At 69.3% G+C, this 21,298-nt stretch carries 22 protein-coding genes; 9 read left to right on the forward strand and 13 right to left on the reverse strand.

The window, feature by feature from the left end:
• Window positions 1-31: 31 nt before the first annotated feature.
• Together G6N49_RS20730 and G6N49_RS20735 are read left to right on the forward strand one after the other, a co-directional pair.
• Entirely contained in the window at window positions 32-1,252 is a 1,221-nt protein-coding gene (locus tag G6N49_RS20730) for a cytochrome P450 (RefSeq protein WP_083045054.1), read from the forward strand.
• Between the two features lie 4 nt (window positions 1,253-1,256).
• Window positions 1,257-1,451, forward strand: a complete 195-nt coding sequence (locus G6N49_RS20735; protein ID WP_064872007.1) for a ferredoxin — start codon at window positions 1,257-1,259, stop codon at window positions 1,449-1,451.
• On the opposite strand, the gene G6N49_RS20740 is transcribed toward G6N49_RS20735, so the two are convergent.
• The 3 genes from G6N49_RS20740 to G6N49_RS20750 all read right to left on the reverse strand — a co-directional run bounded on the left by G6N49_RS20740 (window position 1,408) and on the right by G6N49_RS20750 (window position 4,100).
• Entirely contained in the window at window positions 1,408-2,052 is a 645-nt protein-coding gene (locus G6N49_RS20740) for a hypothetical protein (protein WP_064872009.1), read from the reverse strand. The genes G6N49_RS20735 and G6N49_RS20740 overlap by 44 nt on opposite strands.
• A gap of 108 nt (window positions 2,053-2,160) precedes the next feature.
• Window positions 2,161-2,808, reverse strand: coding sequence for a PaaI family thioesterase (locus G6N49_RS20745; RefSeq protein WP_064872011.1), 648 nt, complete (start codon window positions 2,806-2,808; stop codon window positions 2,161-2,163).
• Window positions 2,805-4,100 carry an adenylosuccinate synthase gene (locus G6N49_RS20750; protein WP_011854456.1) on the reverse strand — a complete coding sequence of 432 codons (1,296 nt, stop codon included), beginning with the start codon at window positions 4,098-4,100 and terminating at the stop codon, window positions 2,805-2,807. The genes G6N49_RS20745 and G6N49_RS20750 overlap by 4 nt, the downstream gene beginning before the upstream one ends.
• A 71-nt stretch (window positions 4,101-4,171) precedes the next feature.
• Between G6N49_RS20750 and G6N49_RS20755 the strand changes: the two genes are divergently transcribed.
• A complete protein-coding gene (locus G6N49_RS20755; RefSeq protein ID WP_064872013.1) occupies window positions 4,172-4,795 on the forward strand; it encodes a hypothetical protein in 624 nt (207 codons plus the stop codon).
• Here G6N49_RS20755 and G6N49_RS20760 read toward each other — a convergent pair.
• The 5 genes from G6N49_RS20760 to G6N49_RS20780 are packed head-to-tail and all read right to left on the reverse strand — an operon-like array spanning window position 4,788 to window position 11,265.
• A complete protein-coding gene (locus G6N49_RS20760; RefSeq protein WP_064872015.1) occupies window positions 4,788-6,266 on the reverse strand; it encodes an APC family permease in 1,479 nt (492 codons plus the stop codon). The two genes, G6N49_RS20755 and G6N49_RS20760, sit on opposite strands and share 8 nt — an antisense overlap.
• Window positions 6,267-6,290: 24 nt before the next feature.
• Window positions 6,291-7,691: a glutamine synthetase family protein gene (locus G6N49_RS20765; RefSeq protein ID WP_083045053.1), complete on the reverse strand. Its 1,401-nt coding sequence runs from the start codon at window positions 7,689-7,691 to the stop codon at window positions 6,291-6,293.
• Window positions 7,688-9,334 carry a flavin-containing monooxygenase gene (locus G6N49_RS20770; protein WP_011557937.1) on the reverse strand — a complete coding sequence of 549 codons (1,647 nt, stop codon included), beginning with the start codon at window positions 9,332-9,334 and terminating at the stop codon, window positions 7,688-7,690. Before G6N49_RS20770 ends, G6N49_RS20765 begins: the two co-directional genes overlap by 4 nt.
• Window positions 9,335-9,341: 7 nt before the next feature.
• Window positions 9,342-10,547 (reverse strand): iron-containing alcohol dehydrogenase, encoded by a 1,206-nt coding sequence (locus G6N49_RS20775; protein WP_083045052.1) that lies wholly within the window; start codon window positions 10,545-10,547, stop codon window positions 9,342-9,344.
• Between the two features lie 40 nt (window positions 10,548-10,587).
• Window positions 10,588-11,265 carry a gamma-glutamyl-gamma-aminobutyrate hydrolase family protein gene (locus tag G6N49_RS20780; protein ID WP_083045051.1) on the reverse strand — a complete coding sequence of 226 codons (678 nt, stop codon included), beginning with the start codon at window positions 11,263-11,265 and terminating at the stop codon, window positions 10,588-10,590.
• Window positions 11,266-11,320: 55 nt separating this feature from the next.
• On the opposite strand from G6N49_RS20780, the gene G6N49_RS20785 reads away from it, so the two are divergent.
• From G6N49_RS20785 to G6N49_RS20795, 3 genes are read left to right on the forward strand one after another with little or no spacing between them, the layout of a single operon-like run.
• Complete coding sequence (locus tag G6N49_RS20785; RefSeq protein ID WP_011854451.1) at window positions 11,321-12,049, forward strand: FadR/GntR family transcriptional regulator; 729 nt, start codon at window positions 11,321-11,323, stop codon at window positions 12,047-12,049.
• Between the two features lie 31 nt (window positions 12,050-12,080).
• Window positions 12,081-12,860, forward strand: coding sequence for a site-2 protease family protein (locus tag G6N49_RS20790; protein WP_011557933.1), 780 nt, complete (start codon window positions 12,081-12,083; stop codon window positions 12,858-12,860).
• Window positions 12,861-12,916: 56 nt separating this feature from the next.
• A complete protein-coding gene (locus G6N49_RS20795; protein WP_011557932.1) occupies window positions 12,917-13,813 on the forward strand; it encodes a cation diffusion facilitator family transporter in 897 nt (298 codons plus the stop codon).
• A 25-nt stretch (window positions 13,814-13,838) separates the two neighbouring features.
• Here G6N49_RS20795 and G6N49_RS20800 read toward each other — a convergent pair whose 3' ends face one another.
• Window positions 13,839-14,255: a DUF3151 domain-containing protein gene (locus tag G6N49_RS20800; RefSeq protein ID WP_041310002.1), complete on the reverse strand. Its 417-nt coding sequence runs from the start codon at window positions 14,253-14,255 to the stop codon at window positions 13,839-13,841.
• 98 nt (window positions 14,256-14,353) lie between these two features.
• On the opposite strand from G6N49_RS20800, the gene G6N49_RS20805 reads away from it, so the two are divergent.
• Window positions 14,354-15,187 (forward strand): Rv0361 family membrane protein, encoded by an 834-nt coding sequence (locus G6N49_RS20805; RefSeq protein ID WP_064872053.1) that lies wholly within the window; start codon window positions 14,354-14,356, stop codon window positions 15,185-15,187.
• Here the strand turns inward: G6N49_RS20805 and fbaA are convergent.
• Complete coding sequence (gene fbaA, locus G6N49_RS20810) at window positions 15,184-16,221, reverse strand: class II fructose-bisphosphate aldolase (RefSeq protein WP_011557929.1); 1,038 nt, start codon at window positions 16,219-16,221, stop codon at window positions 15,184-15,186. The two genes, G6N49_RS20805 and fbaA, sit on opposite strands and share 4 nt — an antisense overlap.
• A gap of 30 nt (window positions 16,222-16,251) precedes the next feature.
• Entirely contained in the window at window positions 16,252-17,265 is a 1,014-nt protein-coding gene (locus tag G6N49_RS20815) for an alcohol dehydrogenase catalytic domain-containing protein (protein WP_083045050.1), read from the reverse strand.
• An 87-nt stretch (window positions 17,266-17,352) separates the two neighbouring features.
• On the opposite strand from G6N49_RS20815, the gene G6N49_RS20820 reads away from it, so the two are divergent.
• Window positions 17,353-18,048 (forward strand): VTT domain-containing protein, encoded by a 696-nt coding sequence (locus G6N49_RS20820; RefSeq protein WP_011557927.1) that lies wholly within the window; start codon window positions 17,353-17,355, stop codon window positions 18,046-18,048.
• Here the strand turns inward: G6N49_RS20820 and G6N49_RS20825 are convergent.
• Window positions 18,045-19,067: a nitronate monooxygenase gene (locus G6N49_RS20825; RefSeq protein ID WP_064872022.1), complete on the reverse strand. Its 1,023-nt coding sequence runs from the start codon at window positions 19,065-19,067 to the stop codon at window positions 18,045-18,047. The genes G6N49_RS20820 and G6N49_RS20825 overlap by 4 nt on opposite strands.
• 86 nt (window positions 19,068-19,153) lie before the next feature.
• Between G6N49_RS20825 and G6N49_RS20830 the strand changes: the two genes are divergently transcribed.
• Entirely contained in the window at window positions 19,154-19,840 is a 687-nt protein-coding gene (locus G6N49_RS20830; protein ID WP_064872024.1) for an SDR family oxidoreductase, read from the forward strand.
• Here the strand turns inward: G6N49_RS20830 and G6N49_RS20835 are convergent.
• Complete coding sequence (locus G6N49_RS20835) at window positions 19,831-21,240, reverse strand: selenium-binding protein SBP56-related protein (protein ID WP_083045049.1); 1,410 nt, start codon at window positions 21,238-21,240, stop codon at window positions 19,831-19,833. The two genes, G6N49_RS20830 and G6N49_RS20835, sit on opposite strands and share 10 nt — an antisense overlap.
• Window positions 21,241-21,298: the final 58 nt, after the last annotated feature.

Here is a 21,298-nt window from a genome sequence, read left to right on the forward strand (position 1 = left end):
CTCCGCTTCCACGCGCGTACGTTCGGTAGGTATGACAGGCACGACTGGAGCATCGACGGCGCCCCCGCTCCCGCCGCTGCACATGCGGCGCGCCGGATTCGACCCCACCGACGAACTGCGCGACATCCGGGAGTCGGCCGGTGTGCGCCTCACCCAGAACGCGTTCGGGATGGACGTGTACCTGGTGACCCGCCATGACGACGTCAAGGCGGTCCTCGCAGACCACACGCGGTTCTCCAACACCCGCCCGCCGGGCTTCGCCGGCGCCGGGTCGCCGATCTCCGATGCCGAACAGGCCAGGGCGCAGGCGGGCAACCTGCTCGCCAACGATCCGCCCGAACATCAGCGGCTGCGGCGGATGCTCACCCCGGAGTTCACGCTGCGCCGGATCAACCGGCTGGAACCGCGGATCGTGGCGATCGTCGACGAACACCTCGACGCGATGCAGCAGTCCGGCCCGCCGGCCGATCTGGTGGCCGGCTTCGCGCTGCCCATACCGTCGCTGGTGATCTGCGAACTGCTCGGCGTGCCGTACGCCGACCGGGAGGACTTCCAGCGCCGCAGCGCCCGCCAGCTCGACCTGTCGCTGCCGATCCCGGAGCGGCTCGACCTGGCCCGGCAGGCGCGCGAGTACATGCACACGCTGGTGGGCCGCGCCCGCCGCACCCCGGGTGACGACATCCTCGGCATGCTGGTCCGTGAGCACGGTGACGAGTTGACCGACGACGAACTGGTCGGCATCGCGGGGTTGCTGCTGCTCGCCGGGCACGAGACCACCTCAAACATGCTCGGCCTCGGTGTGCTGGCGCTGCTGCGCCACCCCGAGCAGCTCGCGGCCGTGCGCGACGACCCCGACGCGGTGGGTCCCGCCGTCGAGGAGCTGCTGCGGTGGCTGTCGATCGTGCACAGCGGCATCCCGCGGATCACCACCACCGACGTCGAAGTGGCCGGCGTGCTGATCCCGAAGGGTCAGCTGGTGTTCGTGTCGCTGCCGTCGGCCAACCGGGATCCGAGTTTCCTTGACGCGCCCGAGACCTTCGACATCCGCCGCGGCGCGCCCGGTCACCTCGCGTTCGGCCACGGAGTGCACCACTGCCTCGGGGCGCCGCTGGCCCGCATGGAGATGCGGATCGCGTTCCCCGCGCTGCTGCGCCGGTTCCCCACGCTGACGCTGGCCGAACCGTTCGAAGATGTCGAGTTCCGGTCGTTCCACTTCATCTACGGGCTACGGTCGCTGCTGGTGGGATGGTGATGCGATGAGGATCGAGGCGAACCGCGACGTGTGCATCAGCGCGGGCAACTGCGTGATGTCCGCGCCGGAGGTGTTCGACCAGGACGACGACGGCATCGTCGTGCTGCTGGCCGACCCGGTGCCCGAGAGCGAGCACGAGCACGCCCGCGAAGCGGTCAAGCTGTGTCCGGCGACGGCGCTGCGGGTGGCGTCGGAGTGACTTCGCGGCTGTAGATCAGTGCGCTGACCACCAACACCCAGGCGGGAAAGGTCAACACGAGCCACATGCTGACCTCCGCCGCCACGATCAGCGCCACCGCCACGAGATAGGTGACGTAGACCAACGGCCGGGGCATCAGGCCGGTGCGCAGCCAGATCGTGGCCAGAGACATCATGAACACCGCGGCCATCCGCAGCGCGTACGTCTTCGAGATCGACAGCAGCACCGTCTGCCCCAGCAGAGCCACACCGGAGACGGATTCTGCGGGGTGCCCGCTCATCGACTCCAGGCCCGCGCCCACCCCGGCGGCGACGAACATCATCGCCAGGAACAGCAGGCCGCTGCCGAGGAACACCGTGGCGAAGAACTTGTCCTCGTACCGGCCGAACCCGTCGCGGATCACGCCGATGAACCAGAGGAAAGCGATGCCGGCGAACGGCATGAGCACCGCTGCCACTTGTAACCGGTCACTGCCGCCGTCGATCCACTGAGAGCCGGGTTCGGCGCCCTCCGGAAGCGACGTGCGGATCAGGATGAGCGCCGCGCCGAACAGCAGCGCGAAGACGACTCCGGCCAGCGCCGCGGCCCTGGGCGTCGACATCGGGTGCGGTTGAGGTCCGGCCACGCGGTCATCGTCGCACCGACTCCCCGAGGCTGCTGCCAGATCACCGCCCGAGGCGAAACCGTGATCTGACAGCAGTCTCGGCGGTCAGGGCTGACCGGGGAGCAACCGGATCATCAGGCCGTTCGCCTCGGCGAGCACATTGCCGTCGGCGTCGAGCAGTTCCGCGTTGACGAAGGCCTTGCGCCCCTCGGCCTCCCGCAGCCAGCCCCGCGCCGTCAGCAGCGAGTCGATCGGGGTGACCCTGCGGTAGTCCACGTGCAGAAAGGCGGTCCGGCTGATCGGACGGCCGGTCGCGTGGATCACCATGCCGAACATCGAATCGAACATCAGCGGCAGCACACCGCCGTGCACCGCGGAGTTGCCGCCCACGTGGTAGCGGCTGAACGCCACCTCCAACTCGACGCCGTCGGATTCGAACTTGGTCACCCGCCACGGCGGCATGAGCAGGCTGCCCGCGCCCGGCAGCGTCGGCACCCGGTTGGCGGGACCGACACCCTCACCGGCCCGGTACGGGTCGAGCAGCTTGACCAGTTCCTCGACGCGGTCGGCCGCCTCGTCCCAGGTGTCCGGGTCCGGGTTCACCGACACGGCCAGATCCTGCGCGCGCCGCATGGCGGTGAGGAACCGCTCGAAACCAGGTCCGGGTTCGGCGGCCTCGAACACCGGGAACCCGCCGTGGCGGTCGTATTCCGGGTCGACGCGGCGCGGATCCAGACCGTAGTCGGAGCTCACGACGGCGCCAGCACGTCACGCCGCACAATGGTCTGATCCCGTCCCGGGCCCACGCCGATACACGAAACATGCGCTCCGGCAAGCTCTTCGAGCCGCAGCACATAGTCGCGCGCCTTCGCGGGCAGGTCGTCGAACTCCCGGGCGCCGGAGATGTCCTCCCACCAGCCGGGCAGTTCCTCGTAGACCGGTTCGGCGCGCGCGATGTCGCTCTGCGTCATCGGCATCTCGTCGGTGCGCTTGCCGTCGATGGTGTAGCCGACGCAGATCGGCACCGTCTCCAGGCTGGACAGCACGTCGAGTTTGGTGAGGAAGTAGTCGGTGATGCCGTTGACTCGGGTCGCGTACCGCGCGATCACCGCGTCGAACCAGCCGCAGCGGCGGGCGCGGCCGGTGGTGACACCGACCTCGCCGCCGGTCTTGGCGAGATAGGCGCCGTGCTCGTCGAACAATTCGGTCGGGAACGGACCCGAGCCGACCCGCGTCGTGTACGCCTTCAGAATCCCGAGCACGGTGGTGATGCGGGTGGGTCCGATACCCGAACCCACCGATGCGCCGCCGGCCGTCGGATTCGACGATGTGACGTACGGGTACGTGCCGTGGTCGACGTCGAGCAGCGTGCCCTGCGACCCCTCCAGCAGCACGATCTCGTCGCGCTCGAGCGCCTGGTTGAGCAGCAGCCGTGCGTCGGCGATGCGGTGCTTGAACCCCTCGGCCTGCTCCAACAGGTTCTCGACCACCTCGGCGGGCTCCAGCGCCTTGCGGTTGTAGATCTTGACGAGCACCTGGTTCTTCAGCTCCAGTGCGCCCTCGATCTTCTCGGCCAGCACGGTCGGGTCGAGCACGTCGGCCACACGGATGCCCTGGCGGGCGATCTTGTCCTGGTAGCACGGTCCGATGCCGCGGCCGGTGGTGCCGATCTTCTTGCTGCCCGCATATCGTTCGACCACCTTGTCGATCGCGACGTGATACGGCATCAGCAGGTGGGCGTCGGCGGAGATCAGCAGGCGTTCGGTGTCCACGCCGCGCTCCTCCAGACCCCGCAGCTCGGTGAGCAGCACCCCCGGATCGACGACGACGCCGTTGCCGATGACGTTGGTGACGCCGGGGGTGAGGATCCCCGACGGGATGAGGTGCAGCGCGAAGTTCTCGCCGGTGGGGAGCACGACGGTGTGACCGGCGTTGTTGCCGCCCTGGTACCGCACGACCCACTGCACGCGGCCACCGAGTAGATCGGTGGCCTTTCCTTTGCCCTCGTCGCCCCACTGGGCGCCGATGAGCACGATTGCCGGCATGGCTTAGTCTCCCGCTTTGATGTGGTGCAGCCGGTGACACACCCTATCCCAGCAGGTCGGGAGGATCGCTCTTGAGTGCCAGAGACAGGGCCGCAGGCCGCGGCGACGGCATGGTCGTGCTCCGGTTCGGCGGACACCGCGCCCCGCGCGGGTTGACCGGTCTGGACACCGTCGACGTGGCCGGTGCGCCGGACGTCGATGCGGCCGCGGCGGGAGCGCGGCGGCTGGTCGTCGTCGGTTCCGACGCGGATCTGGCGACGGTGCTGACCCGGTTGATGCGCACCGAGCGCCTCGGTGTCGAGCTGGCCGCCGCGCGGGGGTTGTTCCCGCGCACCGCGCTGTCGGGTACGGCGCGGCGGGTGCCGTTGATCAGGGACGACGCCGGGATCGCGATCGTGGGTTCGGCGCAGTGGCGGGGCACCGAGGGAGCGCTGTTCGGCGAGGCGGTGGTCGACGACACCACGCTGTTCTCCGGCGAGGTGGCGGGTGTGCGTATCGAGCCGACGGCGGAGATCCCGGGGTTGCGGGCAGCGGTGCTGTCCGGGCGCGGGCGGCCGCAGCGCTGGGTGGCCGGCCGCGCCGCGCAACTGGGGACGACGGGTGCGCGGGTGGTCCGCGACGGCGTCGAGGGCACCCGCGAGGTGAAACGGTCGACGTTCTACCGCCACACCGAGGGCTGGCTGCGGGTCAGCTGACGTCGTCGTCGGCCAGCGAGGTGCCGATGCGCGACATCACCTCGGGACGCCGGCGCAGCGTGTAGATCAGCAATCCGATGCCCAGCACGATCCATGCCAGGTACACGAACGGCAGCGCCCCGTAGATGCCGGTCTGCAGCGGCCACACGGTCTTGTACAGCGGATAGAGGAACACCAGCGACCCCAGGGCGCCGAGCACGCCGTGCCGGAACCAGTGGAACTCCCCGATGCGCAGCATGTACCGCACCAGGCCGATGTTGGTGAAGATGTAGGACACCAAGAAGGCGATCGAGATGAGGAACCCGAAGTAGCCCCACACGTTGAACGGTCCGACGAGGAACGCCAGGGGCACCCCGAGCAGCATCGACAGCACACCCATCACCGCGATCGCCACCGCCGGCGTCTGCCGCCGCGACACCGCGCCGAGGCGGGTGGGCAGCACGCCCTCCCGGCCGAGCGTGTAGAGCACGCGGGCGCCCGCCAGGAACGCCGTCTGGCTGAACGCCAGGATGCTGCTCAGCGTGGCCAGCACGATGACGGTGAGACCGACCTGCCCCCAGTATGTCTGGGCGATCGTCTGCAGCGGTGCGGGATCCTCGCCGAACGCCGTCATGTCGTCGATGCCGTAGCCGTAGACCATCGCGTAGGCGACGACGATGTAGAAGACCGGCACCACGACGGCCGCCACCCAGAGCCCCCGCGGGATCTGGCGTTTCGGGTCCTTGACCTCCTGGCCCAGGGTGGCGCCCTCCTCGATGCCCACGTGTGACAGCACGCCGTACGTCATCGCCAACCCGACACCGCCGAGGGCGAGCGCCCCGGCCGAGGACACCTGGAACGGCGCGACCCCGAATCCGCTGCCGGACTGCGGCCCGGTGATGAAGATCCACGCCGCCAGGGCCAGCAGCACGATGATCTCGAATGCCAGCAATCCCAGTGCGGCATGCAGGGATTGGGTGATTCCCAGGTAGGCCAGCACGCATACGTAGGCCAGCGCCGCGAAGGTGAACAACCACCACGGCACCGAGATGCCGAACTGGGTCTGCAGCCATTCCTGCACCCATCCGCCGAACACCGCGAACCCGGCGGCGGAGAACACCAGGTACGCGCCGATGAACGTCCAGCCGTAGACGAACCCGACATTGGGCCCCCACGCCTTGGAGTTCCATGTGTAGAGCCCGCCGGAGGTCGGCAGTCTCTTGGAGAACTCCGCGAACGTGTTGACCAGCAACAGGATTCCCGGCCACACCAGGACGAATGCCAGAACCAGTGCGGCACCGGCGAACTGGCCCATGAACTGCAGGTTGAGCGCGATGACCGACGCGGGCCCGCAGCCGGCGACCGAGAGGACGGCCACCTGTCTCCAGTTGATCGCGCCGCGGCGCAGACCCCGTTCCTGCTCCGGGGTGAGCTCGCCGTGCGGCGCGGATCCGACGTCGCCGTAACTGCGTGTCTCGCTGGAATCGGCCACGGGAGTTCCCTTCTGGGTTACCGGTTACATCGCCTCGAGGTACCGGGCGACCTCCCAGTCGGTGACCGCCACCGACTGGGCCGCGATCTCTGCGCGCTTCATCAGCACGTAATGGTCGACGAAGTCGTCCCCGAACCACTCTCGTGCCGCCGCGCTGTCCGCGAGCAGGTCCACCGCCTCGGCGAGGGTGGCAGGCAGGACCGGCAGATCCTCGCTCGGCTGGCTGTAGATGTCGGTCGTGGACAGTTCGCGGGGTTCGATCTCGTTGAGCAGTCCGTGCAGTCCGCCCGCGAGGGCGGCGGCGGTGGCCAGATACGGGTTGGCGTCACCACCGGGCTGACGGTGCTCGACGCGGGTGCCGTGGTCGCCTTCGCGAATGACGCGCAAGCCGACCGAACGGTTGTCGACACCCCAGGTGGCGGTGGTGCCGGCCCACGAGTACGGCACGAAGCGGCGGTAGGAGTTCGGTGTCGGCGCCATCAGCGCGGTGAATTCCCGCATGGTGTGCAGGATTCCGCCGGCGAAGTGGCGCAGCGCGGTGGAGAGCTGATCGGGGGCGTCCTGGTCGAAGAAGACCCCGCCCCCGGCGATGTCGCGCAGGCTCAGGTGCACGTGGCAGCTGTTACCCGCCCAGTCGGTCACGGGTTTCGCCATGAACGTCGCGAGCAGGTCGTTCTGGGCGGCGACCTCCTTGACCGCCGATTTGAACAGGAAGGCGTCGTCGGCGGACTTCAGGCTGTTGCCGTACCGCAGCGTGATCTCGAACTGCCCGGGACCCGTCTCGGGGTTGCAGGCCTCGACGGGCAGGCCGTAGTCGAGCATGTGGCGCCGGATCAGCGCTCCGATGTCCTCCTGCAGCGAACCCATCACCACGCCGTAGGTGCTGGGCGCCTCCTGCAGCGGGACGAGTTCGTCGGCCCGTTTGCGGTGCGTGGTGCCCGCCTTCTCGCGCAGCAGATAGAACTCCAACTCCAGCGCGCTCAGCGGCTGGTAGCCCATCGCGTCGGCACGTTCGACGACGCGGCGCAGCACCGACCGCGGCGCGATGGGCACCGGCCGGTGGTCGGCCGGCAGCTCCCAGTCACACAGCAACAGCGCGGTGTCGTCGTGCCAGGGCACGATCCGCAGGGTGGTCAGGTCGGGGACGGCCAGGATGTCGGGGTAGCCCTGCCGTTCGGTGGGGAAGTATCCGCGGTATCCGTCGGGGCGTGCGACGAGGTCGGATTCGTCGACGTGCATCACCCAGAACACGTCGCACATCGGCATCCCGTGCTCGAGCATCCGGGGCAGCTGGCTGATCGGGACCCGCTTGCCGCGCATCACCCCGTGGGTGTCGGTGCCGCCGAGGATCACCGTCGCGATGTCCTCAGCGTGCAGTCGGGCGAGGACCTCCGAGGCGGTGGGGGCGGTGCGTGCGTCGATCATGCGCTCGTCCCCTCGCGGACCGGACTGGGTCGCCCGAGCAGGAAACCCGAGTAGCCCGACGCGACGACCTCGTCGCACTCGCGCCGGTACTCACCGCATCCGGCGACGTAGGGCATGAAGGTGCGCGCCTTCCCGGGAATGTTGGCGCCCAGGTACCACGAGTTCGCCTGTGGGTAGAGGGTTTCGGCGGCCAGCTCGCCGATGTGCTCCATCCACCGGTCCTGCGCGTCGCGGGTGGCCTCGATGCGGTCGTGGCCGAGTTTGCGCAGGTGCAGCAGGCAGTCGGCGATCCAGTCGACGTGCTGTTCGATCGACACCAGCATGTTGCTCAGCACCGACGGGCTTCCGGGCCCGGTGACCATGAACAGGTTCGGGAATCCGGCCGTCTGCAGGCCGAGCAGGGTCCGTGGGCCGTCGTCCCATTCGTCGCGCAGTGCCGCGCCGCCGGTGCCGCGGATGTCGATGTCGGTCAGCGCCCCGGTGATCGCATCGAAGCCGATCGCGAACACGAGCGTGTCGACGTCGAGGTGGCGTCCGCCGACGAGCCGGATCCCGGTGGCGGTGATCTGGTCGATCGGTTCTGCGCGGCTGTTGACCAGCTCGACGTTGTCGCGGTTGTAGGTCTGGAAGTAGCCGGTGTCCACACACGTGCGTTTGGTGCCGATGTGGTGTTGGGGGCAGAGGAGTTCGGCGGTCTGGGCGTCCTCGACGATGCTGCGGATCTTGTTGCGCGCGAACTCCTGAGCCATCCGGTTCGCGTCTTCGTCGGTGAAGAAATCGGTGAACGCGGCCGACAGCGCGTTGATCCCGCCGCGTTGCCAGCCCTCCTCGTAGCGCCGTTCGCGCTCCTCTGCGGTGACGTCGAAGGTGCCCTGGGTCGGCGGCGGATGCGGGACCCCGGCGTCGCTGCGCTGACAGATGCGGCGGCGGGTGGCGAAATCGGCGATGGCCGAATCGAATTCATCGGCCGCGAGCGGCCGGTTCTGTGCCGGCATGCTGTAGTTCGGGGTGCGCTGCAGCACGAAGAGCTGTTCGGCCGCCTCGGCGATGCGCGGAATGGCCTGGATACCCGAGGATCCGGTGCCGATCACCGCGACCCGCCTGCCGGTGAAGTCCACGGGGTCGTGGGGCCACCGCCCGGTGTGGTACCACCGTCCGCGAAACTGTGAAAGGCCCGGGAATTCCGGCTGTTTGGCCACGGACAGGCAGCCTGTCGCCATCACGCAGAACGTCGCCCGCAGTACCTGGCCGGTATCGCAGACCAGCGTCCACTGTGCCGTGTCGTCGTCCCAGTCGGCGCGCCGCACCGTGGTGCCGAACGTGATGTCGTCGCGCAGGTCGAAGCGGTCGGCGACATGGCCGATGTAGGACAGGATCTCGGGTTGCGCGGCGTACCGCTCGGTCCACCGCCACTCACGGGTCAGGGTCTCGTCGAAGGAGTACGCGTAGTCGATGCTCTCGATGTCGCAGCGTGCGCCGGGATAGCGGTTCCAGTACCAGGTGCCGCCCACGTCCTCACCCCGTTCGACGATCCGCGCGGTGAGCCCCAGCGCGCGGACGCGGTGCAGCATGTACAGGCCGGCGAAACCGGCACCGACGATCACGACGTCGAACCGGTCGGGCGAATCCTGCTGGGCGGACATGGTTTTCCTAACCTGCGGCCGTGACGAGGCCGCGGTCACGGGTGGCCAGCGCGCGGGCGAACGCCTGGTGCACCTCGGCGCGGTCCCACGGTTGCGGGGCCATCGTGATGAAGTAGTCCGACAGGGCCAGGTCGGTGAGGCGGTCCAGATGCTCGGCGCCGAGGCCGAGATCACTCAGCACCGGGAACTGCAGATCACTCAGGAGTCGGCGGACCGCACCGACCAGTCGGCTACCGTCCGCGGTCCCGTCGGCGGGCAGTCCCCACGCGTCGGCGATGCGCTCCATCCGGTCGGGCACGTGGTGGCGCTCCCGTTCCAGCGTCTCGGCCAACACCAGGCCGATGGTCAGGCCGTGCGGGGCGCCGGTGAGGCCGCCGATGGCCTGCCCCAGCGAGTGTTCGGCCGCGCAGTCGGAGATGTTCATCGCCAGCCCGGCCATCATGCTGCCGCAGGCCATATCGGCACGGGCGGCGGCATCGGCGCCGTCGCGGTAGGCGGCGGGCAGCGAATGGCCCATCAGGCGTACGGCTTCCAGGGCGATGGCATCCCCGACCGGGGTGCGCACCTTGGCGATGACCGCGGCCATCGCCTGTGCGAGCGCGTCGATACCGGTGTTGGCGGTCATCACCGGCGGCATGCTCCACGTCAGCACGGGATCGACCACGGCGTACTGGGCCCGCATGTTCGGGTGGGCGATGCCGGCCTTGCGCCCGGCCTGGGGATCGGACACCACCGCACCGCCGGACACCTCCGATCCGGTACCCGCCGTGGTCGGCACGGCGATCAGCGGGACCGCGGGAGCCGGATAGGTGCGCGCGGAGTCGAGGAACTCGCCGAAGGTCAGGCCCTGCTGGTGGCACAACCGGGCGGCCTTGGCGGTGTCGATCACCGAGCCGCCGCCGAGGGCGACGATCGCGTCGACCGATTCGGAGGTCATACTCGCGGTGGCGGCGTCGACCATCTCGATCGTGGGTTCACCGGGGGCCTTGTCCAGTCGGCTGACCGTCAGGCCCGAGGTGGACAGGGTCGTCAGGACAGCCGCGACCGCCGGGTTGTGGTGCTCGATGCCCTGATCGGTCAGCACCAGCACGCGCTGCGCACCCGCGTCGCGGAGCAGGTCGGGCAGGCGGTGAGCGCTGCCCTCGCCGAAGGTGATGCGCACCGGCAGGTGGTTGCCGAACGGCGCGATGGTCGAGATGTTGTCGATTGTCACTGCACTCCAACAAATGTGGTCGAGAGGGATGGTGTCTGGATCACGGTTGCACCGGCAGCGTCGAGGTGTTGAACAGCGGCGCCGTTGCGGCCGAGATCAACGCGCGGAACAGTTCGTGCATGAGCGGGTCCTCCGGATGCCAGTGCACGCCGAGGGCGAACGGATGGTCCGGCCACTCGACGGCTTCGATCGCGCCGTCGGGTACCGATGCGGCCGTCACCTTGCCGCCGTCGCCGACCGTCGCCAGTCCCTGGCGGTGGCGTGAGTTCACCTCGCGGACGCCGGCGTACCCGGCCTCGCCGAGCAGGCTGTCGACGGCCACGTCGACGGTGTGCGACGTCGTCTCGGCGGTGTGGTGGTGTCCGAACCGTCGGCGAACGGTGCCACCGGCCGCGACGTTGAGCGCCTGCAGTCCGCGGCAGACACCGAGCACCGGCACCGCTTCGGACAGGGCGGCGGCCGCGATGTCGAGTTCGAAATCGTCGCGCTGCGCCTCGATGTCGCCGTCGCCGGCGAGGACGATCGCGTCGACGGTGTGGAGCAGCAGGTCGGTGTCGGCGTGTGCGGACGGAGGCAGGATCAGCGGTTGGCCGCCCGCGCGGTGGATTGCCTCCAGGTAGGTCTGGGCGACGAGGACGGCCGGCTGGTCCCACAGACCCCAGCGCGCGGCGACGCTTAACCCGCAGACACCGATCAGTGGCGTTACTTCCGAATTCATGGTCTTAGTTTCATACCACCAGACTTCGGGACCGCGCCCGGTTACGCTGCAAAAGATGCCCGACGATTTCCTGCTGCGACCTCTCGACGCCCCACCGGCGTATGCCGCCGTCGTCGAGCGGGTCCGGCGCGCGGTCGCGCTCGGGGTGTTGCTGCCCGGCGACCGGTTGCCGTCCGAGCGGGCGCTGGCCGAAGGGCTCGGCGTCTCGAGGGTCACGGTGCGCGAGGCGCTGCGGGTCTTGCAGGGTGAACGGCTGCTGATCACCAAACGGGGCAACGGCGGCACGGTGGTGGCGCCCACGGTCGCCCGCCTCGGGGACGATCCGGACGGCGTGGACTACGGCCGCCGACTCGACGAGGTCTTCGAGTTGCGGCTGGCCGTCGAGTCGATGGCCGCCCGCCTCGCGGCCCGGCGGGGCCGGCCGGAGGGCCTGCGGTGGCTGGACTCCTGCCAGGAGGCGTTGCGGGCCAGCTCCGACGTGCACACCTTCCGGCGCGCCGACTCCGAGTTCCACCTGGCGGTCGCCCGGTTGAGCGGAAACAGCATGCTCAGCCAGGTGATCGAGGATGCCCGCGCCGCGGCCTTCTCCCGGCTGGACCGCCAGGACTTCGCCGTCATCTACGAATCCTCGATCCGCGGCCACGCCGCGGTGATCGAGGCCATCCGCAACGCGGACCCCGACGGCGCGGCGGCGGCGATGGCCGCCCATATCGAGGAGGCCCGCGACGAAGTGGCGGCGGTGCTGTCCACGCGTGAGTCGCCGGAGGTCCGCTCGGCCGGCTGAGCGCTGCCGGAGCGGCCGGTAACGTCGAATCGTGAGCATCCGCCCGCTGCGCCAGTCGGTGCGGCCGAGCCCCGTCTTCCTCGCCGTGGTGGCGATCACCGTCGCCGGCGGCGCCCTGGCATGGATGGCGGCGGACACCGTCGCGCCGCTGGCGTATGCCGGGGTGTTCGTCCTGGTGATCGCGGGCTGGCTGGTGTCGCTGTCGCTGCACGAGTTCGGGCATGCCTACACCGCGTTCCGGTTCGGCGACCGCGACGTCGAGATCCGCGGATACCTGACCCTGAATCCGTTGAAGTACTCCCACCCGATGCTCTCGCTCGGGCTGCCGGTGTTGTTCATCGCGCTCGGCGGGATCGGGCTGCCGGGCGGGGCGGTCTACCTGCGGACATCGTGGATGACCGCGCGCCAGAAGACGCTGGTGAGCCTCGCCGGCCCGAGTGCGAACCTCGTGCTGGCGGTCCTGTTGCTGGGGTCGACGCGGCTGCTGTACGACCCGGCGCACGGTGTGTTCTGGGCCGGGCTGGCATTCCTCGGGTTCCTGCAGGTCACGGCGTTCGTCCTGAACATGCTGCCGGTCCCGGGTCTGGACGGCTACGGCGCGTTGGAGCCGCACCTGAGCCCGGACACCCAGCGCGCCCTGGTGCCCGTCAAGCAGTGGGGTTTCTTCATCCTGCTGATCCTGCTGCTCGCCCCCGCGCTCAACCAGTGGTTCTTCGGCGCCGTGTACTGGCTCGCCGAACTGTCCGGGGTGCCGAGCGCGCTGATGTCGATCGGCGGTCAGCTGACCCGCTTCTGGTCTGCCTGGCTGTAGTGCGCGGGCGGCGGGGCCTCTTGCGATATATGCGACTTCACGCATAGATTGCTGGCATGGGCGCCGGTCACGATCATCAGCACGGGACCGACACCCGTGTCAGCAGGATGCTCATCGCCGCCGCCGTCCTCACCGCGTTCTTCGTCCTCGAACTGGTCACCGCGCTGTGGATCGACTCGATCGCCCTGCTCGCGGACGCCGGGCACATGCTCACCGACCTCGTCGCGATGTTCATGGGGCTGACCGCCGTCCTGCTCGCCCGGCGCGGCAGCGCCTCGCCCGCCCGCACCTACGGCTGGCACCGGGCCGAGGTGTTCACCGCGGTCGCCAACGCCGTCCTGCTGCTCGCGATGGCGGTGTTCATCCTCTACGAGGCGGTTGAACGACTCGGCGACGCGCCGGACGTTCCGGGTGTGCCGATGATCGTGGTCGCACTGGCCGGGCTGGCCGCCAACGCCGTGGTCGTCCTGCTGCTGCGGTCGCACTCCAAGGAGAGCCTCGCGGTCAAGGGCGCCTACATGGAGGTCGTCGCCGATACGGTCGGCAGCATCGGGGTGCTCATCGCGGGCATCGTGACGGTGACGACAAGCTGGCCGTACGCCGACGTCGTGGTGGCGGTGTTCGTCGCGCTGTGGGTGCTGCCGAGGGCGATCTCGCTGGCCCGGGCGGCCCTGCGGATCCTCTCGGAATCCTCGCCGGCCCACATCGACGTCGACGAGCTCAAGACGGCGCTGTGCGCGGTCGAGGGCGTGACCGAGGTGCACGATCTGCACGTGTGGACGCTGGTCCCGGGCAAGGACGTCGTGACCGCGCATCTGACGTCGGCCCGCGATTCGGCCCGCGTGCTCGACGACGCCCGCGCGGTGCTGGCCGCCCGCGGGCTGGACCATGCGACGGTGCAGGTCGAGCCGCCCGGTGAAACCGACTGCAACTGCGAGAGCAACGACTGGTAGCGGCGCTCCCCCGACCGCGACGGCCTCAGCTGAGCCCGAACTCCGCCCGCGCCGAGGGATCGCAGTCGTCGAGCAGGTCGAGGCAGCGCTGGTACTCGTCGGTCTCGCCGATCGTGTCCGCCGCGCGGGCCAACGCGGCCACACAGCGCAGGAAGCCGCGGTTGGGCTCGTGCCGGTAGGGCACCGGGCCGAATCCCTTCCACCCGTTGCGGCGCAGCTGGTCCAGGCCCCGGTGGTAGCCGGTGCGGGCGTAGGCGTACGCGGTGACGGCCTTGTCGTCGGCGAGCGCCTCTTCGGCGAGCGCGGCCCACGCGACCGACGCCGACGGATGGGCCGCCGCCACGATCGCCGGGTTCTCACTCGCCTCGAGTTCCGCTTCCGCTTCGGGGTCACCCGGCAGCAGCACCGGGTCCGGTCCGAGAAGGTCACCCATCCGCGTCATGGACAACATTGTGCCGTGCCGGTCGCGGCGCGCGGTCATCGGTCCGAATCGGCCGATAAGCTCCATCGGTAGCGTCGTTGGAGGAGGAACGCAACGGGATGTCGAACCCACGAGGGCCCGGACAGGGTGACGAGCCGACCGACCCGTCGGCAGCGGGTGGCCCCGGCGACCAGACCGGCCCCGACGACACCACCAGGCCGTCTCCGACGGCCGATCACGAACCCGCCACCGAGGTGATCGCGTCCTCGTCACCGGGGGCGGACCAGTTCGAGCCGTCGGAGGGCGAACGCCGCTTCACCGCCCCGTCGGGCTTCGACGCCGGGTCCACCCAGAAGATCGACCCACCACCGGACCCGGCCACCGAGGTGTTCCCCCGCTCCGAGGGCGGCCTCCCCGGTTCGGGCACCGACCCGTTCGCCGCGCAGAAGGCCGCGGGCCCGCAGGTCATCCCCCCGCGCGGCGATGCGCCGCGACCGCCGCAGCAGGGCCGTCGCAGCTGGGGCTGGGTGGTGGCCGTCGTGTTGGTGATCGCGGCGCTGGTGGCGATCGCGATCCTGGGCACGATCCTGTTGACCCGCGGATCCGGGTCGACCGCATCGCAGGAGGATCAGGTCCGCGCGACAATCGAGCAGTTCGACGTCGCCATCCAGAACGGCGATCTGGCGACGTTGCGGGGCATCACGTGCGGCGCCAAGCGCGACAGTTACGTCAACTACGACGACAAGGCCTGGGCGGAGACCCACAAGCGGGTCGCCGCGGCCAAGCAGTACCCGGTGGTCGCCAGCATCGACCAGATCGTCGTCAACGGCGACCACGCGGAGGCCAACGTCACCGCCTTCATGGCCTATGCGCCGCAGACCCGCTCGACCCGCAGCTTCGACCTGGAGTTCCGCGACGACCAGTGGAAGATCTGCCAGGCGCCGTCGCCCTAATCGGCGGTGACCGAGCGGCCCTCGCTGTGTAGATCCCGGCAGGCCTCGATGACACGCTCGGCCATCCCCGCCTCGGCCTTCTTCAGATAGCTGCGCGGGTCGTAGACCTTCTTGTTGCCCACTTCGCCGTCGATCTTGAGCACACCGTCGTAGTTGGTGAACATGTGCGCGGCGATCGGGCGGGTGAACGCGTACTGGGTGTCGGTGTCGACGTTCATCTTGACCACGCCGTAGCGCAGGGAGTCCTCGATCTCCGACTTCAGCGACCCCGAGCCGCCGTGGAACACGAAGTCGAAAGGCTGTGCGTCCGAATCCAATCCGAGCTTCGCGGCGGCCACCTTCTGGCCCTCCGCCAACACCTCGGGCTTGAGTTTGACGTTGCCGGGTTTGTACACGCCGTGCACGTTGCCGAACGTCGCGGCCAGCAGGTACCGGCCGTGCTCCCCCGCGCCGAGGGCGTCGATGGTCTTCTCGAAGTCCTCCGAGGTGGTGTAGAGCTTGTCGTTGATCTCGGCCTCGACACCGTCCTCTTCGCCGCCGACCACGCCGATCTCGACCTCCAGCACGATCTTGGCGGCGGCGGCCTGTTTGAGCAGCTCCTGTGCGATCGTCAGGTTCTCGTCGATCGGCACGGCCGACCCGTCCCACATGTGCGACTGGAACAGGGGGTTGCCGCCGGCGGCGACACGGTCGGCCGAGATGGCCAGCAGTGGGCGGACGTAGGTGTCGAGTTTGTCCTTCGGACAGTGGTCGGTGTGCAGGGCGACGGTGATCGGGTACTTCTCGGCGATCACGTGCGCGAACTCGGCCAGCGCGACGGCGCCGGTCACCATCTCCTTCACCCCCAGGCCGGACGCGAATTCCGCTCCACCGGTGGAGAATTGGATGATTCCGTCGCTACCGGCGTCGGCGAATCCCTTGATCGCGGCGTTGACGGTCTCCGACGACGTGCAGTTGATGGCGGGGAACGCGAACGAGTGCTTCTTGGCGCGGTCGAGCATCTCGGCGTAGACCTCGGGTGTGGCGATCGGCATACGACGAAGTATCCCCCTATCGGGGCGTGATCACATGGTGAGAACCATGCGATAGCGGGCCCGGCCCTCGTCCATCGCGGCGTAGGCCTCGGCGGCCTCGGCGAGCGGCTTCTCCTCGACCCGCGCGCGCACGCCGGAGAGCACCGCGAAGTGCATGGTCTCCTCGACGTCGCGTGCGGTGCCCGACGGGTGGCCGGTCACCGACAGACCCGAGTTGATCAGATCGAGCGGGCTGATCGGCAGCTGTTCGGGGGTGACGCCCACGACGATCAGCTCCCCCTGCGGGCCCAGCCCGCCGACCGTCTGACCCATCGCGGCCGAACTGGCCGCGGTCGCGAGCACCACGGCGGCGCCGCCCAGCTTCTGCAACGCCGCGGCGACGTCCCCGGCGGTCGAGTCGATGTAGTGGTGGGCGCCCAGCGCCCGGGCGTCGTCCTCCTTGGCGGCCCCGCGGGCGATCGCGACGGTCTCGAAACCCATCGCCCGCGCGAACTGCACCCCGAGGTGGCCGAGCCCGCCGATGCCGAGGACGGCCACCAGGTCGCCGGCGCGGGCCCTGGTCTGGCGCAGCCCGTTGAACGTGGTGACACCCGCACATCCCATCGGCGCCGCCTCGACGAACGACAACCCGTCGGGGATGCGCGCCGGCGCCTTTGCGGGCACGACGACCGATTCGGCGTAGCCACCGGGGTAATGCCAACTCGGCACCTGCATGTTGACGCACTGCATGAACAGACCCCGGCGGCACGGGATGCACTTGTTGCAGTTGCCGCCGAACCAGCCGACGGCCACCCGGTCGCCGACGGCGAACTCGTCGACCCCGTCGCCCAGCTCGGCGACGGTGCCGGCGATCTCGTGACCGAGCGTGATCGGCCAGCTCAGGCCGGGGAAGTTACCGTTGACGAACCCGTGGTCGGTACCGCACACGCCGCAGGCGGCGACGTCGATGCGCAGGTGGCCGGGCGGCGGAGACGGTGTTTCGACGTCCGCGAGGGTCAACGGTTCTCCCGCGGCGGCTACGTGGACGGCTTTGTGAGTGGCCATGTTTTGGACCTTAATGACGAGAACACGGCGCCGCCGCCCGAATGCGCACCGGCTAGCTGCAATTTTCGGCCGGTATCTTGGGTACCCATGACGACCACCCATCTGGCCCTCATGCCCGATTTCCTGGATCCGCTGGTTTTGCTCGGCTATTTCGGCGGCTGGGCGCTGGTGGGCCTGCTGGTCGTGATCTTCGTCGAATCCGGCGTGCTGTTCCCCGTCCTGCCCGGTGACTCGCTGCTGTTCGTGGCGGGCATGTTGGCCGCAGGGACGGCGGCCGTGGCCGAGAGCGGCGGTGAGCCGATCAACTTCCACCTGTGGCAGTTGCTGGTGTTCATCCCCATCGCGGCGATCCTGGGCGGGCAGGTCGGGTACTGGATCGGCCGCAGTGTCGGCACCGCGATGTTCAAACCGAACGCCCGCATCCTCAAACAGCGCTACCTCGAGGAGGCGCACCTGTTCTTCGAGGAACGCGGACCGTTCGCGATCGTCATCGCGCGGTTCGTGCCCATCGTCCGCACGCTGGCGCCGCTGACCGCGGGCGCCGCCCGGATGAGCTACCCGGTGTTCGCGCTGTTCAACATCCTCGGCGCGGTGGTCTGGGGGGTGGGGCTGACGCTGCTCGGCTACTGGCTCGGCAGGTTCGAGATGGTGCAGAAACTCCTCGAGCCGATCGTCATCGCGATCGTGATCGTCTCCGTCGCCCCGATGCTGCTCGAGTGGTACAAGCGCCGCAAGGCCGCCAAGCGCGCCGGGATCGCCGCGCCGCCGATCGAGCCGGCCTAGCTGGCCAGCTCGGTCAGGATCGTCGCCGTCGGCTTCTCGGCGGCGTGGCGGTAGCCGGTGCCGGCCCACAGGTGGACCAGGTCGGCGTCGCCGCCGGCCGCCGCCGCCTTGCGCAGCGGACTCGTCAGGTGGTGGACGGCGGGATACCCCAGCGGCGCGTCCGCCTCGAACCGGTCGATGAACCGGTTACGCAGGCCGCGCGCCGGGCGCCCGGTGAACGCGCGGGTGATGACGGTCTCGGTGCGCGTCGGATCGGCCAGCGCCGCCCTGTGAGTCGCCGAGGCGCCGCTCTCGTCGGCCCGCAGCAGCACCGTGCCGACCGCCGCGGCGGCGGCCCCGGCATGCAGGACCGCGGTCACGTCGGCGGGGGTGGCCAGTCCCCCGGCCGCGATGACGGGCAGGCCGACCCGGGTGACCACCGCCCGCACCAGCTCTGTCAGCACGACCGGCGCATCCATCCGGTCGGGGGTGAAGGTGCCGGAGTGGCCGCCGGCGACCGACGCCTGCACGGCGAGCATGTCGACGCCCGCAGCGGCGGCCGCCTCGGCCTCCTGCGGTGAGGTGACGGTCTGCACCACGGTCGTGCCCGCCTTCTGCAGAGCGCGAATGACGTCGCTCGCCGGGAGCCCGAAGGTGAAGCTCACGATCGGCACCGGGTCGGCGCGCAGCAGATCGACCTTCGCGCCGAACGCGTCGTCGTCATCGATCGGATCCGGGGGCAGGGTGAGCCCGAACCGGTCGGCCTCGGGCTGGATGAGCGCTGCGTAGCGGCGGTAGGCCGCGATGTCAATGGGGACCGGGTTCGGCGCGAAGACGTTGACGCCGAACGGGATCGACGCGGCGCGCACCGTCGCGATCTCGGCCTGCAGGGCGTCGGGAGTCTTGTACCCTGCCGCGAGCAGTCCCAGGCTGCCGGCCCGGGCGGCGGCGACCACCATGTCGGTGGTGGTGGCACCGCCCGCCATCGGTGCGGCGATAACCGGAAGTCGGACGCCCAGGGCGCTCAGTGGTGATGTCATCGATGCTCCTCGCCTGTGATGGTGCCACGGGGAATGTCGTCAGCGCGATCGGCGTTCCCCCGGAAGTCCGAACTGGAGGAGGCGCCATGAACACCGAAAACGTCGTAGCCCTGGTGAGCGGGGCAAATCGCGGACTGGGTCGGCACTTCGCCGAACAACTCATCGCCCGGGGCGCCAAGGTCTACGCGGGCGCCCGTAAACCCGAGACCGTCGACCTGCCCGGCGCGATACCGGTGCAACTCGACATCACCGATCCCGAATCCATCAGGCGCGCTGCGGAGTTCGCAGCCGATGTCAACGTCGTCATCAACAACGCCGGCGTCTCGACGCAATCCACTCTGCTCGACGGATCACTCGACGACATCCGGCTGGAGATGGAGACGCACTACTTCGGCACGCTGCAGGTGCTCCGGGCGTTCGCCCCGATCATCGAACGTAACGGCGGAGGGGCCGTCCTCAACGTGCTGTCGGTGTTGTCGTGGTTCCATCCGCCGACCAGCGGTGCCTACTCGGCCGCGAAGGCCGCGGCCTGGGCGCTGACCGACGCGGTGCGAACAGAGTTGGCGCCAAAGGGAATTCACGTCGCCGCACTGCACGTCGGCTACATGGACACCGATATGGTCAGCTACATCCCCGCCGACCAGAAGTCCCACCCGGGTGCCATAGCGGAACTCGCGCTCGACGGTCTGTTCGCCGGTGAGAACGAGATCCTCGGCGACGCGTTGACCCGCGACGTGAAGGCGGCGCTGTCGGGGGCGCCGCGTCAGCGGTAGCAGTATGAGTCCGACGAAGCGTCGCCACCCTGCAGCCGGATCTGATGCACCCGCAGGCCGCGGAATTCCTCGCCGTGCGGGAAGAAGCTCTCGTCGATACTCATCCCGCCGTCGGGATCCGCGTCGAGTTTGACCATCCACGCGCCCACACCGTCGGGGTAGAACTGGTCGTCCCACGCCCCGTACAGCGAGTTGGTGAAGTACACCCGCTTCCCGTCGCGACTGACTTCGACCATCTGCGGTCCGCCGGCCAGCGGCGTATCGGGCATCGCCGGGTGCGGTGCGCGGTCGACGATGCCGCCGAGCCGCACCGAACCCACCTGCTTCGGGTTCGCGGGGTCCGACACGTCGAACTGTTTCAATTCCCCGGTGCCCCAGCATGATACGTACAGGAACCGGTCGTCGACCGACAGGTCGATGTCGCTGATGAGCGGTGGCACCGCGGCGAACGGCTTGAGCGCGGGTGGCAGGAGGTCGGGGTCGGCGGGCTCGGCGGGCACGGTGATGACCTTCTCGGCCTTCCACTCGTCCCCGTCGCGGAACCAGCGCCAGACCGAGCCGGACAAATCGTCGGTCGATATGACCACGCCGACGAAGCCCCAGGTCGCCTCGGGATCGTGCGACGGGCGCACCTCCAACACCATCTGGTGCTGGGCGCCCAGGTCGAGGCGCTGCCTGTGTTCACCCTTGGCGAGGTCCCAGAAGTGGATGGCGTGGCCGTACTTCTGGCCGAGCAACAATTCCGGCACGATGCCGTTCTCGATCATCGAGGGGCTGCCCCACTCGCTCGAGATCAGCACGTTCTGATTGAGATGCCACCAGGCGTCGTAGTGGAAGTGCTGCGGTCCGCGGTCGGTCTCCCACGCCCGCAGCACGTCGAATGTCGCGTGGTCGAGCAGAGCGATCCCACCCGGGCCGTCGTCGTCGCCCTCGCGGCCGCCCAGGCAGGTGAGGAAGACGCCGTCGGGGCCGCAGTGCAGGGTGTGCGGACGCGAGTAGCCCGCCGTCTCGGAGAGGGTGCTGGCGTCGATCGTCTTGACCAGCGTCGGGTTGCGCGGGTCGGGCCGGGTGTCGAAGACGTGGACACGCGACGATCGCAGACCCGGCACCAAGAGGTAGCGGCGCTCGAGACCGTGCATGTCGTGGCCCTCGTGTTTGAGGGCGCTGCTGCAGGCATTCCAGCCGAAGTGATGAAGTTCGTCGCCGAGGCCGGGGACCTCGGTCCAGCCGACCACTCGCCCATAGCGTTCGGAGCCCGGCTTCACGTCGACGACGGTCATCGCATCGTGGTCGTGTGCGGCGCGGTCGAAGGCCACCACGTACGCGAGGCGCTCGCCCGGAGCGGCTGCCGCGTCGGCAGCGGTGCGGTAGAAAGTCGGATCGATCGATGGATGAGCCATGTCAGGACCTCCCCAATGGGGTGATCGTAGTCCCGGCCGACACCCGCTGATCCGCGAT

The sequence above is a fragment of the Mycolicibacterium monacense genome (assembly GCF_010731575.1).
Classification (GTDB): Bacteria; Actinomycetota; Actinomycetes; order Mycobacteriales; family Mycobacteriaceae; genus Mycobacterium; species Mycobacterium monacense.